The sequence below is a fragment of the Mesorhizobium sp. M7A.F.Ca.CA.002.05.1.1 genome (genome assembly GCF_003998335.1).
Lineage (GTDB): Bacteria > Pseudomonadota > Alphaproteobacteria > Rhizobiales > Rhizobiaceae > Mesorhizobium.
Genome location: NZ_RZQI01000101.1, coordinates 1 through 11,180, shown reverse-complemented (window position 1 = coordinate 11,180; position 11,180 = coordinate 1). Strand labels below are relative to the sequence as shown.

General features: G+C 60.1%; 12 protein-coding genes. 5 read left to right on the top strand and 7 right to left on the bottom strand.

Going from position 1 to position 11,180, the window contains the following annotated elements:
• The first annotated feature begins 161 nt into the window (after positions 1–161).
• The 4 genes from EN939_RS07945 to EN939_RS07930 all read left to right on the top strand — a co-directional run bounded on the left by EN939_RS07945 (position 162) and on the right by EN939_RS07930 (position 4,521).
• Positions 162–2,039: an adenylate/guanylate cyclase domain-containing protein gene (locus tag EN939_RS07945; RefSeq protein ID WP_127267589.1), complete on the top strand. Its 1,878-nt coding sequence runs from the start codon at positions 162–164 to the stop codon at positions 2,037–2,039.
• Between the two features lie 136 nt (positions 2,040–2,175).
• Entirely contained in the window at positions 2,176–3,507 is a 1,332-nt protein-coding gene (locus EN939_RS07940; protein ID WP_127267588.1) for a hypothetical protein, read from the top strand.
• Between the two features lie 27 nt (positions 3,508–3,534).
• Positions 3,535–4,131 (top strand): hypothetical protein, encoded by a 597-nt coding sequence (locus EN939_RS07935; RefSeq protein WP_127267587.1) that lies wholly within the window; start codon positions 3,535–3,537, stop codon positions 4,129–4,131.
• A 42-nt stretch (positions 4,132–4,173) separates the two neighbouring features.
• Complete coding sequence (locus EN939_RS07930) at positions 4,174–4,521, top strand: hypothetical protein (RefSeq protein WP_127267586.1); 348 nt, start codon at positions 4,174–4,176, stop codon at positions 4,519–4,521.
• Between the two features lie 47 nt (positions 4,522–4,568).
• On the opposite strand, the gene EN939_RS07925 is transcribed toward EN939_RS07930, so the two are convergent.
• The gene (locus EN939_RS07925) at positions 4,569–5,357 is read right to left on the bottom strand and encodes a SapC family protein (protein WP_127267585.1); all 789 of its coding nucleotides are present in this window, start codon (positions 5,355–5,357) and stop codon (positions 4,569–4,571) included.
• A 366-nt stretch (positions 5,358–5,723) separates the two neighbouring features.
• Here EN939_RS07925 and EN939_RS07920 point away from each other — a divergent pair, with 366 nt between their 5' ends.
• Positions 5,724–5,993, top strand: a complete 270-nt coding sequence (locus tag EN939_RS07920; RefSeq protein ID WP_127267590.1) for a DUF6916 family protein — start codon at positions 5,724–5,726, stop codon at positions 5,991–5,993.
• 299 nt (positions 5,994–6,292) lie between these two features.
• On the opposite strand, the gene EN939_RS07910 is transcribed toward EN939_RS07920, so the two are convergent.
• From EN939_RS07910 to EN939_RS37935, 6 genes are all read right to left on the bottom strand, one after another.
• A complete protein-coding gene (locus EN939_RS07910; RefSeq protein ID WP_256754981.1) occupies positions 6,293–6,823 on the bottom strand; it encodes a GNAT family N-acetyltransferase in 531 nt (176 codons plus the stop codon).
• Between the two features lie 18 nt (positions 6,824–6,841).
• Positions 6,842–8,152, bottom strand: a complete 1,311-nt coding sequence (locus EN939_RS07905) for a hypothetical protein (RefSeq protein WP_127267583.1) — start codon at positions 8,150–8,152, stop codon at positions 6,842–6,844.
• A gap of 29 nt (positions 8,153–8,181) precedes the next feature.
• Entirely contained in the window at positions 8,182–8,706 is a 525-nt protein-coding gene (locus EN939_RS07900; RefSeq protein WP_127267582.1) for a phage tail protein, read from the bottom strand.
• Positions 8,707–8,716: 10 nt separating this feature from the next.
• The gene (locus tag EN939_RS07895; RefSeq protein WP_127267581.1) at positions 8,717–9,223 is read right to left on the bottom strand and encodes a phage tail protein; all 507 of its coding nucleotides are present in this window, start codon (positions 9,221–9,223) and stop codon (positions 8,717–8,719) included.
• 12 nt (positions 9,224–9,235) lie between these two features.
• Positions 9,236–9,736 carry a phage tail protein gene (locus tag EN939_RS07890; protein ID WP_127267580.1) on the bottom strand — a complete coding sequence of 167 codons (501 nt, stop codon included), beginning with the start codon at positions 9,734–9,736 and terminating at the stop codon, positions 9,236–9,238.
• 194 nt (positions 9,737–9,930) lie between these two features.
• The coding region (locus tag EN939_RS37935) for a beta strand repeat-containing protein (RefSeq protein ID WP_164750911.1) at positions 9,931–11,180 on the bottom strand (1,250 nt) is incomplete at its 5' end.

Sequence of the window (11,180 nt, the reverse complement as noted above, 5' to 3'; positions counted from 1 at the left end):
GCCATGGATAATCGGCCAACGGCTTTCGCTTCCATTTCGCGACCCTGACGGCCGAGACCGCGAATCGGGCGCGAGCGACCTCCAGCGGCGTTGGCGCCGAGCAGGTAAATCAGCTAGAACTAACTCAGGCGGAACAATTGTCTGCGATTTCAGGAGACGACATGTCCGAGGAGCATGTTGAGCGTCGGCTGGCGGCGATCCTGGCCGCGGATGTGGTCGGCTATAGCCGTCTTATGGAGGTCGACGAAGAGCACACGCTCAATCTCCTTCGGCAGCATCGACGGGAGTTCTTCGATCCGACCGTCACCAAGCACGGCGGGCGCATCTTCAAGGTGATGGGTGACGGCTTTCTGGTCGAGTTCGGCAGCGTAATCAATGCGGCGCGCTGCGCGGTCGAGATCCAGCGCGGCATGCCCGAGCGGAATGCCGGCATTCCCGAGGACCGGCATTTCAAGTTTCGCATGGGCATCAACCTTGGCGACATCATCGTCGACGGCGATGATTTCCAGGGCGACGGTGTCAATCTTGCGGTGCGGCTGCAGGGCCTCGCGATGCCCGGCGGCATTGCCTGCTCGGAAGCGGTGCGCCATGCGGTCGGCAACAAGCTGGGCGTCGACTTCGCCGATCAGGGCACCAGGACCGTCAAGAACATTGCCCAGCAGGTGCATGTCTACTTCGCCAACTGGGACCAGGGCGTGTCTTATGTCGAGACGCATGTTGCGGCCAGAACCGTCCAGACGCTGGTGCGGTCCGACAAGCCGTCGGTGGCGATCCTGCCATTCGCCAATCTTAGCGCTGATCCCGACCAGCAGTATTTCAGCGATGGCATCACTGAAGACATCATAACCGACCTCTCGAACGTCTCCGGCCTGTTCGTGCTCAGCCGCAATACAGTCTTCGCGTTCAAGGGCAGGACCGACAAGATGGAACGCATCGCCAGGGAGCTTGGCGTCGGCTACATTGTCGAGGGCAGCGTCCGCAAGGCGGGAAACCGGGTCAGGATCAATGCCGAGTTGATCGAGGGCGCCACGGACGGACACGTTTGGGCTGCCCGCTACGACCGCGACCTCACCGACATCTTCGCCGTGCAGGACGAAATCGCCAAAGCGGTCGTGGCGCAGCTCAGGGTCAAGCTCCTGCCTGAGGAGAGGAAAGCTATCGAGCAGGCGCCGACGGACAATGTGGAAGCCTATACGCATTACCTTCGAGGGCGCGATTACAGCCACATCGCGACCAGAGCCAACCACCTGATGGCCAGACAAAGCTATATCAGGGCCATTGAGCTCGATCCGGGATATGCCCGTGCCTATGCAGGTCTGGCGGTCTGCGACGTACGCCTTCAGTCGAACTACGGCTCACCGATCCATGTGGACGACATTCTCGCGACCGCGGACAAGGCCCTGGCCCTGGACGCGAATTTGGCCGAAGCGCATTCAGCCAGGGGCTTTGCCCTGTCCCTCGCCGATCGCCGTTCCGAGGCCGCGGCGGCGTTCGAACAGGCTCTTACGCTCGACGCCAATTGCCACGAGGCCAATCGTTACTATGCCGAGTTTTGCGTAACCGGCGGCCAGTTCGAGTTCGCCGCCACGTACTTCATGCGCGCGATGGAAATCAAACCGTCCGACTACGGCGCACCGGTCATGCTGGTGAACGTCTTTCGGACTCTCGGCCAACAGAACGATGCGGAGCTTTATGCACGAATCGCATTGGAGAGAGCTGAAGAGGAACTCCGTTTGCATCCCGAGAACGCCAATTGTGCCTGCCTAGGGGCTATCGTGCTGGCCTTCCTTGGTGAACGCGATAGGGCGGCCAAGTGGCTTGACCGGTCTCTGGCGATCGACCCTAACGATATCAACGTCCAATACAACGCAGCTTGTACCTATGCGTTGCTGGGGGAGTTCGAACGTTCGATCGACCTTTTGGAAGCGTGGCTGCCGCAGGCTGGCGCCGAGATGAGACTCTGGTTCAAGAACGATTCCGATTTCGCCTCTGTTCGCAGTCATCCTCGCTACCAGAAGTTGCTCCAGCTGCTGCAGTAGCGATACGCATTGTTCTTGAGTCAAATTGTCGCCGATAATCAAGAATCGGCCTTCAGGAAGATTTACCCGAAAAACCAACGCCCTCGCCATCCCGCGGATATTATGTTACGTAACTAATATAACCGAGAGGTGGGGAATGGGTACCCGGTTCAGGTTGTTCGTTCAGCCTCCGTTCGAAGACCCTACGTCAAGTCCCGAGATCATTACGGTTTCTTCCCCGCGAGGCAGTGTCGGACCTGGCCCATCCGACGATCGTATGTATGTCGTCGAGCCGGCCGACAAGATGCGGCCCTATGGCGTCAACCACGGTCCGTTGGGCACGCCCTTCATCTCCCTGCCGCCCTGGACGCGAGCTATCCTCGATCCGGCCATTCCCGACGAGGAAGGCAACTTCGATCACTATCAGCCCTCGACGCCCGGCTTCGAAGCAGCGCACGCGTTCGGATGCGTGCGCTTCACGCTCGACGTTTGGGAGCGTTACATCGGCCAACCGCTCGTCTGGCATTTCCACGATCACCACGACCGTCTGGAAATCTCGATCCTGCCGGATTGGGACAACGCTCAATACGGCTATGGCTTCCTCGAGCTCGGCAGCCAATTCACGAAAGACGGACGCGCGCTCCCCTTCAGCCTCGACTTCGATATTATCGCGCATGAGGTTGGCCATGCGTTCGTCTACAGCGTCCTCGGCATACCCAAGCCGGGAGCTGAGTTCCCCGAATATCTGGGCTTTCAGGAGGCCTTTTCCGACTGCGTTTCGTTGATCGCGGCCATGCATTTTCCATCCGTGATCGAAAACGTTCTGACGGTGACGCGCGGGAACCTCTACATCGCCAATCAACTCTCTCGCTTTTCGGAATTTTCACCGCACCGCCAGATACGCGAGGCCAACAACAAGCTGACGATGGCCGATTTCGCGGACGGCTGGACCGACGAGCATGCCTTGTCGCAACCTCTAACGGGTGCCGTCTTCGACATTCTGGTCGATGTCTTTCACGAGAGCTTGGTGGATCGAGGACTGATTTCGCCGGAGGCCGAAGATCTTGCCGACCTCGCCGAGATCTACCCAACCGCCGAGGCGCCGCTCCAGAAAGTCTTTGACCGCGATTTCACGCGCAATCCAGACGGTTTCGTCGAAGCGCTGCTCGACGCGCGCGATATCGTGGGTACCTATCTCGCCGAGACGCTGTGGGCTCTCGCCCCGGATTTCCTGGACTATCGTGACATGGCGAGAACGATGCTCGCGGTCGACGACCGTGTGACCGGAGGAGAACTATCAAGCATCATCTTCCGGGATTTCGACCGAAGAGGGATTTTTCGCTACCGTGCCGGGCCTCGCCTGACGAAGCCAGACCGAAAGAGCCATGTTCATGAGGGTCGAACCGCTCGTCCACGGGATCAGGTGCGTCTCCCGGATATGAGCTATTTCGAGAAATATTGGATGTCCAGAAGTGGCGCCGAGCTTTGATCGACATTGCAGAGGATGGGGTGATCCATGATAACTGAAACCATTTTAAATACCTCGGCCATACACTTGTTCGGTAGAGTTCTTGAAGATTTGAAGCTGAAGAAGAGGATCGATGGGGGACGGCCTCCAAGACCTGGCAATAACAGATTCCTGCAGAACCAGATCGACGCCTCCGGCAGCCTGCTGGCAAGGATCTATGCATTCACCTTCGAGGCGCAGTTCTACGAGCTGGCCAGACCGACCATACTTCTTGTTCATGGGCCTGGCACCGCGGTTGATTATCCAGCTCCGGCGGACACCGATCTGAAGGTCATGAGCCGCGGTCCAAGCGACCCTGCCTATACCGGACTTTCATCGCAGATAGGCTCATTTGCCCGCGGAATGCAGGTCTGGGTGTACGACAAGAGTGACCTGACAATGCGGCTGGAGCTCGACACGGGAACGCTCGAAGATGTTCTGTTGGGTGCAGAGCTGGACCCGCATTCGTTTGGTCGGTCGGGTGGAGCAATGGGGAGATCTGGTGGTGCCATGGGGCGATCGGGCGGCGCCATGGGCAGGTCTGGCGGTGCGATGGGGCGGTCCGGTGGCGCAATGAACCGCAACGGGCGCGGCGATCTCGACTAGCGTTCCCGATTGTCATTTGAGAATGCCAAAGGGAGATGGATCATGGCAAGAGTAGATATAGTGCGCGTCGATACACCTGAAGGGAATGCTGTAAGAGCCGGAGAGCCGATTACTGTGAGCGTGACGGTCTCCCCGGACCGTGGCTGGTTTAACGACACAGAGTACTTGGTAATCGACTTTATTTATGCTGACACTTCAGACATAGCCTCATGTTTATTGATCAACGACAACGACACTAACATCGAAGACACAACAACAATTAACTTTAAGCTTAAAGCGGAATCCGGCGCTCTGACTGGAGAATACTATGTTCGGATCACAAATAATTACTTCGAGGAGACCATCGTAAGCGGCCCTGAAGACGGAACTATCACTGTGTCCTCAAGTTAATCACTTGCGCTGTTGTCACGATCAATCTGGTGCGTGCCAGGGTGAAATCAGCTCGCTGGCCGCCCCGCCTTCCGCAGCGACGCCTGATGCACCAGCGAGGTCCAGCTGTTGGTCGAGGCGAGATGGCAATAGAGCAGGCCGAGCGCGCCTGATTTGCGCAGGTCGAGAAACGCCTCGTCGCTCAATTTGTTGAAGGCCGGCTCGTCGATCACCTGGAAATCGGTGAGGTTGAGCACCTCGCCGCCTTCCAGCGTCACCTTGCTCTGGCGTGGCGAAAACAGGCCGTGCGCATCGATCTTTTCGACCATCTCGCGGGTGGCTCGGAAGTCGATCTGGAACTGATTGCAGAAGGCGAGCGCCTGTTTGGTCGCTTCGGTTGGCTCGTTGCCGGTGAAGAACGGCAGGATCTTGTCATCGCGGGACGGCGCCAGCAACTGGTCGACGATGCGGTCGCTGGCCCGTTCGACGCACAGCGTCAGCCGGCCGGCCGATGTCGGGTCTTCGGCAAGGATGAAGGGATAGCGGCGGACATAGGCGGGGATGTAGTGCGGCGCGGTCCATTTGCCTTCGGCACCGACGAACAGGTTCTCGTTCTGACGCACGCCGGTGATGATCACCGGCGCCTTGCCCGGGCCGATGAAGACGATTGGGTAGGAGCGCATCGCCGCCGGCATTTCCGACGCCACCACCGGAATGGCGTGCGCCGAGCGGGCGAAGCCGAAATCGCTGCGCGCGGTCAGGCCCAGCGAGCCGTGCCGCGCCGGGTTGAGCGCCTCGGGCCTCGAATAGAACAGCGGCATCGCGTCGCCCGTCACTTCCGTCTTTGCATCAGCCATCATCCGTCTCCCGCACGCCCATCAGGCTGCCAATGGTCCCGAAGCCGGGATCTATGCTTGTTTGCGCTGATCTTGGGTCGAAAGGAATCCCGCGCAGGAACAAAGTACTACAGCGTCTCTTGCGCGCATAAAAGGACAGGCGGTGCTGTATTTTGGGATTGCGGCGGCCGATTGCCTTGGGAACACGACCGCCAGCCTGCCCGCCTCTGGACAGCTTGCGGCGAAGCGGCGACAGTGCCTCCGCTGGAGCAAATCCAGGAAAAGTGTGGAGCGGTTTTCCCCTGGCGATTGCGAAGAAACAAAAGCCGGATCGGATCAGCGATCCGAACGCTGAACCGCTCCGGCGGACAGATTGAGGGAAACGGAATGGCGTCGGTGTCGGATTTCGAGCAGGGACAAACCTTCACCATCGAAGCCGGCGGCCGGCAGATCCCGCTCGAACTCAGCGCGGTCAAGCCCATCGCCGCCAGCCCGCGCCCGGGCGGCGGCTTCTCGCTGCTGTTCAAAGGCCCGCGCGACATCGCACTGCCGCAGGCGACCTCTCTTTTCACGGGGGAAAGCGGCAGCCACGAGATCTTCATCGTGCCGGTCGCCGCCGATGCGACGGGGCGGCTGTACGAGGCGGTGTTCAATTAGGACCCTGTTTTGGGCTGCACGCAGGCCTATCGCATCGTGACAGGGCCTGATGCGACAATCCTTGCCGCCGGCGCCGCCCCTCACTGTCCTGCCGGACATCTCTCCCCGTAAACGGGGCGAGAGTGGCTGGCTGCGACGCCGGCGCCTTTCTTGCAACGCTGGAGATTGGCGAAATCCGCGATGAAAGCGTCCCTCTCCCCGTCACTATACGGGGAGAGGATGCCGGCAGGCAGGTGAGGGGCAGCGCAAACGATGACCATAGACAATGATCGCATCTGCCAACAAATCGGTTCCGACGATCATAGATCGTCGCCCCCCGGCGGCGCACACGCCATCAGGTCATAAACGCCCTTGTCCTCGACGACCGCGAAGCCGAGCGCGACATAAAGCCGTCTCGCCGGATTGTGCTTCTCGACATGGATCGACGCTGATTTGCCGGCTAACCATGCCTCGTCGATGAGGTCGCAGAGCAGCGCGGTGCCGTAACCCTTGCGGCGATGATGCGGCAGGAAGGCGATGTCGATGATGCGGTGCTGGGTTGGCCAGCGCTCGATATAGAGGCGGCCGATGTCGTCGCTATCGCGTTCCACCACCAGCCAATCGGCCTCGGGATAGTGTTTTCGGTAATGCGCGTGCTGGGCCTGGAACTGCATGCCGAGGAATTCGGCCTTCTGCGCCTCGCTCCACGACGTCACCGCGAGTTCTTCGAAGCGGGTCGAGGCATAGAGCCGCGACAGGAACGGCAAGTCCGCCTCCACTGCCGCACGAAAGCGGAGCCCGGCCGTGTCAGACCGGGGCCAGACCGGACGGGCCTGCTTGCCTTCCGCCACGCTGCCGGAAATCAACCGTCAGACCGGCGGCGTCAGGTCGCGCACGACGACGATCTGCTTGAGATTATTGTCGGTCAGCGACGTCCAGTTATACTCCCATTCGGAACTGTCGACGCCCATCTGGTTGATCGTCCACAGCCCGTTGGTGCCGTCCGGCATGAGCGCCAGGCTGAACAAAGCGAGCCGGCCGTCGGCATTGTAGTTGAGCGTCAGGCGCGTCGAGCGAAGGGATGCGCCGAAATCGCGCCATCCCGACCAGTTCTGGGTATAGGCATCCCATTGCGCGTTGAATTGGAGGAAGTGCTGCTGGTCGGCCGCGACCAGCACGATATCGCCGTCGCCCTGGATGCCGGCGGCAAGCGCCTGGTTGGGCGCCCTGGAGTAGCCGGGTGTCGCCCACTGCGTCCACGTATCCGATCCGGCGGGCATCTGGCGCGTGTGCAGCACCTGGCCGTTCTGGGTCAGGGCGAACAAATTGGTGGCGCCCAGCGGGCCGATGACCGGCGCCATCTCGATGAAGCCACCTGTCTGGGTCGTGTCGATCTGCACCCAACCCGTCCAGTCGGCGGCCTTCAAGGCCTGCGCCTTCGCCTGCTGGCAGCGATAGAGATGCAGGTTCGAATTGATGCCGAACAGCGCGATGCGGCCGTCACCCTGGCGTATCGCCGAAACCGTCACCAGGCCGCCGGGGATCTGGATCCAGTCGCTCCACGGTTTGGCCGGCGGCGTCAGCACGTCGACGGTGACGACGATCGGTGTCGTCGTGCCGGGCGGCGTGATGGTTTTCTGCACCTGCACGATCTGGTCCGGATTCTGGTAGATCCACCAGATGCGGCCCTGATTGTCGGTGACGAAGACCTCGATGCGGCCATCGGCATCGCGCGCCATCGAAAGCTTCTGATAGGAGGTGGCGCCGGGCGGCGTGCCGATGCTCATCGGCGCGGTCCATTTCTCGACCGGGCCGATCTGGTTGGCGTCTTCGGTGATGAAGGACAGATTGGTGGTTCCCGATGGCTGCGCGACCACGGCGACACGGCCGTCCTTGGTGAGGCCCGCCGTCATGATCACCCAGGCGCCGGGCGCGATGAACGACCAGGCCGAGGGCCATGGCCCGTTCGGCGAAAGCTGCGCCTTCTGGATCAACTGCCCCTTGGCGGAATCGATCCCCACCACCATCAGCCGCGACAGTTCGAAAAACGACGTGCCGGCCGGCTTGTGCTGGAAAATGGGTGGAGGGCTGGACGGCGCCGGGCGGGCCCTGGAAGCCGCTTTCGGCGCCGGCGTCTTCGCTGCGGGGACCTTCGACTTCGGTTCTGCGTTCTTGGCCATCGTACGGTCCTGCCCTTTCGGTTCGGAATTCAGCTTCTTGGCGGGAAGACGCCCTGCAGCGCGATGCAGAAATAGCAGGTGAGATAGGGCTGCATGTTGTTGTGCGGCTGGTCGCCGCCGGCAGGGGGGAGCGCTTGAGGGCTCATCTGCGTCAGGTTGGCCGCCGGGGTATAGATTGTTGCGTTGGTGGATTTGGCCAGGCTTCGCGTCGAGGACGGCGCATTGAGTTCGCCCAGGTCGATGTCATGGTCGCGCATTGCGTGGGTGTGGTTAGGAATCTCCGATTCGAGCAGGCTTACCGTTTCCGTACCGTCGGTCTCGCCGAGATCGTGCAGCGAAAGCCCTGGTCCTTGCCCCGGGTGCATCGGCAAGCGGCCCTGAAGGTCGGGCAAGGCAAAATTGCTTTTGCCATTGCCGCCATAGGTCGTGCCCAGCAACGAGAACAATGCCGTGTTCTGCGACAGCGGCAGCAACTGCCCGTCGCACCACGCCCAGCCCCTGGGCGCGAAATAAAAGGGGAAGATTCGGATTTCGGCGACGAACGGGTCAGCCATGATGTCCCTCTCAGGTCGGCGACGGAAAGATGCCGAAAAGTGAAATGATAAAGCTGATGCAAAGATACGGCTGGAAATTGTTGTGCGGCTGGCTGCCGCCAACGGCTGTTACAGCCTGCTGGGCCATGTCGGTATCGGTCGTGTCCTGGATGTAGGGCAAGGCGCCACCGCCAATCTGTGCAACGACCTTCCCGCTGGGACTGGTATCTTGACCAATGCTCAGGGACGCGACCATCGGATGGCTGTGTGACGGAATCTGGGAAATTGTCAGATTGACTTCCTCTATGCCTCCCGTCTCCGCAAGGATGAAGCCGCTGCCCTGATGGAGCGGAACACGGCCTCGCAGGTCGGGCAGCGCGAAGGTGCTCTGGCCATCGCCGCCATAGGTCGTGCCAATCAGCTGGAACAGTGTCTCGTTCTCCGAGATCGGCAGAAGCTGTCCCTCGCAGAACATCCAGCCGGCCGGCGCGAAATTGCCGGCAAACATGCGTATCTCACCAACATAAGGCTGTGCCATGATCGCGCCTCCTTAATTCGGCGAAGGGAAAATGCCCTGCAGGGCAATGCAGAAGCTCAGCGTCAGGAACGGCTGCATGTTGAGATGTGCCTGACTGCCGCCGACACTGGTAATTGTGCTCGGGCTCAGCGTCGTCACGTTCGCGAAATCGCTATACAGCCGCCCCGGAACCACCCCCAAAACGTTCCCCGCACCATCCTGGCTGCTACCGGTGTTTGTGCTTGCCTGCGCAAAGTGAACGTGTGTCGGTATTTCGGAAATCGACAGCGTATGGCTTTGCTCGCCACCGCGCTCGCCTAGTGTGTGACCGCTCCCAACGTGGATCGGGATACGTCCCCTATAATCGGGCAGCGCGAAATTGACTTGGCCGTCACCGCCGAAAGTGGTTCCGAGCAGTGAAAATAGCGCCTGGTTCTGGTTGATCGGCAAAAGCTGCCCGTTACAGAGCGCCCAACCCTTGGGCGGGAAGACAAAGGACATAATCCTGATTTCCGATAGAAATGGCTCGGCCATGTCTCGCGCCCTCATTAGATATCAGAAGAATACACGGAACGACATAGAAGTCTACTTGGGTTTCTAACAAACCAAGTACTATTATAAAATAATAGACAGTATTTAAATAACAAGAGGCGCAGGAAGGCAGTGTGTACCCAAGGTTGTAGATCGTCGCACCAAATGGTGGCCTTTCTACCTCATCAACGTAGCCATCATGGGAACGGCGGCGTGGCAAGCCCGGTAAATCCGCTCGTTTGCGCCGTCGCGGTAGATGCAGAAACAACTGTATTGCGGCCGTTCAGATAAGCGATCACGGCAGCAGTATCCATGGCGCCCCCAGCATAGCCGCTAAGGTTGATCGTCCCGTTGTTGCGCTGACGTACCCGGATGTCACCAGCCGCCATGGTGCCGCCAAGCGAATGCGTAAAGATGTTCGCGAGCGCGCCGGCGCCGCCTATGCTCAGATCGACGGATGCACCATTTCCCTCCGGGTCCGTGACGGCTGACTGGACGAGAATGCCAGCAGCCGCATCTCCGGTCCCATCCAGTTTGATGTCAATCGCGTTGCCGGTTATCTGGGCCAGGATGCTGCCGGCGCCGTCCTGTCCGGCCTGGACAAGGATAGCACGTTGCGTACCGGCATAGTCGATGGAGTTGTTTTTGATTCCGACCCGCATGGCGCCGCCGCCGGCATTGAATACGGATATGCCATCCGCTGTCAGCCCGTTTGCGACCGTGATGGTATTGCTTTCAATTCGAGCGTCAAAAGTAAAGCCGTTGTCGAACGCCGACCCGAGCAGGCTCACCACGACGAAGTCGCCCGCCGCCGTGCTGCTCAGCGTGTTGCCGGTGGCGACGAGGCTCACATCGCTGTTGTCCCCGGCGCTGACGGACAGCTGATCGTTGTTGCTGCTCGAAGTGCTGTTGATGACGTTCAGGTTCATTGTGGAGTTGTCGAATGCATCGGCGACGATGCCACCGCTGAAGTTGTTGCTCGAATTGGCACCCGAGAAGTTGATCGTGGCGTTCGACGTTCCACGGATGCCGAACAGATACCCGCTGCCAAGCACGGCGCCAGTCGAGCTGCCGCCTGAAATCGTCAGCGCGAGCGTGCCGGACTGGGTCTGCAGCTGGAAGTTGTCGTCGCCGCTGCCTGTGATCGTGGTGTTGGTGACCGCGCTGGTGCCGGACATGTTGTAGAAATGGATGCCATCTTCGTCCGCTCCATTGCCCGCATTCGATATGCTGCTGTTGCTGAGCGTGAAGTTCGAAACGGTATTGCCGTTGATGCCTTGCTCGGCGCCGCCCGAAATGGCGATCCGGTCCAGCGTCGCCGTAGAGACGTTTTGAAGGTGGATGGCCGCGTTGGTCGTGAGGTTGTCACCAGTCGAAAGCCCCGAATTGTCGGCATCGAGATCGTCGGTGCCGGCATTGGTGAAATTCATGTTCTTCAGCGTGATGT

Coding starts and splice junctions, on each gene's coding strand:
- EN939_RS07900 (WP_127267582.1), bottom strand. CDS start 8,706: ATGGCTGACCCGTTCGTCGCCGAAATCCGAATCTTCCCCTTTTATTTC.
- EN939_RS07895 (WP_127267581.1), bottom strand. CDS start 9,223: ATGGCACAGCCTTATGTTGGTGAGATACGCATGTTTGCCGGCAATTTC.
- EN939_RS07935 (WP_127267587.1), top strand. CDS start 3,535: ATGATAACTGAAACCATTTTAAATACCTCGGCCATACACTTGTTCGGT.
- EN939_RS07925 (WP_127267585.1), bottom strand. CDS start 5,357: ATGGCTGATGCAAAGACGGAAGTGACGGGCGACGCGATGCCGCTGTTC.
- EN939_RS07905 (WP_127267583.1), bottom strand. CDS start 8,152: ATGGCCAAGAACGCAGAACCGAAGTCGAAGGTCCCCGCAGCGAAGACG.
- EN939_RS07945 (WP_127267589.1), top strand. CDS start 162: ATGTCCGAGGAGCATGTTGAGCGTCGGCTGGCGGCGATCCTGGCCGCG.
- EN939_RS07920 (WP_127267590.1), top strand. CDS start 5,724: ATGGCGTCGGTGTCGGATTTCGAGCAGGGACAAACCTTCACCATCGAA.
- EN939_RS07930 (WP_127267586.1), top strand. CDS start 4,174: ATGGCAAGAGTAGATATAGTGCGCGTCGATACACCTGAAGGGAATGCT.
- EN939_RS07940 (WP_127267588.1), top strand. CDS start 2,176: ATGGGTACCCGGTTCAGGTTGTTCGTTCAGCCTCCGTTCGAAGACCCT.
- EN939_RS07890 (WP_127267580.1), bottom strand. CDS start 9,736: ATGGCCGAGCCATTTCTATCGGAAATCAGGATTATGTCCTTTGTCTTC.